General features: G+C 72.5%; 1 protein-coding gene and 1 pseudogene. Both read right to left on the bottom strand.

From position 1 onward, the window contains the following. Window positions 1-187 (bottom strand): hypothetical protein (locus tag U9977_RS15710; RefSeq protein WP_322750010.1); only part of this gene is annotated, 187 nt, incomplete at its 3' end. A gap of 153 nt (window positions 188-340) precedes the next feature. Then, window positions 341-821: pseudogene (locus tag U9977_RS15715) on the bottom strand (hypothetical protein); the annotation flags it as partial.

Consider the following 821-nt stretch of genomic DNA (forward strand, 5'->3'; position numbering starts at 1 on the left):
GTTTGTCGGTTTCGTCATGGTATTCAGCAGCCACGGCCCGCAGCTTGGAGTCGTGGGACTTGGCGTGGTGTCGGCAGAACAGCAGCTCGCCGCCACCGGGAAGCACGACCCGCACATACGCCTGCGCGCCGCACCGGTCGCACCGGTCGAGGTTGGTCAGCGTCGGTTTGGTAGTGGTTCCAGTCACACCATCTTCAACAGTCTTCGTCGGGATTTGGTTCCACGCTGTCGGTGTGACGGTTCCCTCACGGACGTCTTGGCGAATGACCGACGTCGGCGGTTACGGTCGTGACTGCTCTCAGCACCCCGCAAAGCCGCAGGTGGTGACGGGACACGTCGCCTACGGGCGCCGGGCGCCGAAGACGATGTCGTCCCATGCCGGCACGGACTTGCGGCCGCGGCGACCGCCGGCGCCTCGGTCAGCCGGGCGACCGGGAGCACCCTGACGCCCGCGGGTCCCGGGCGATGACTGTCCGGCGTCGTCGTCGATGTCGGCAGCTGCCTCCGCCGCTGCCGCCTCCGGGGTGGAGCGTGGCTGCGGTCCGACGGGATCGGTCACGATCAGCTCGGCTGCGGGGGCAGGCGTGGTCGCCGGGATAACCGGCACGCTCGGGGTGACCGGCACCGGCCGGGCCTCGGGCACCTCCGCCACGGGCGCAGCGGGTTCCGGCCGCTGCGGCTGCACTGATCGGATCAGCGCGGCCGGCGGGGCCGGGGTTGCCGGGGGAATTGGGGTGCGTGCGGGCGCCTCGCCCCGGGCGGCGGGCCGGGACACGCCGTGGGTCCGCCCCCGTGCCGCCGCCGGCTGGACCGGCGTGGGC

The sequence above is a fragment of the Protofrankia sp. Cas8 genome (genome assembly GCF_963555845.1).
Taxonomy (GTDB): domain Bacteria; phylum Actinomycetota; class Actinomycetes; order Frankiales; family Frankiaceae; genus Protofrankia.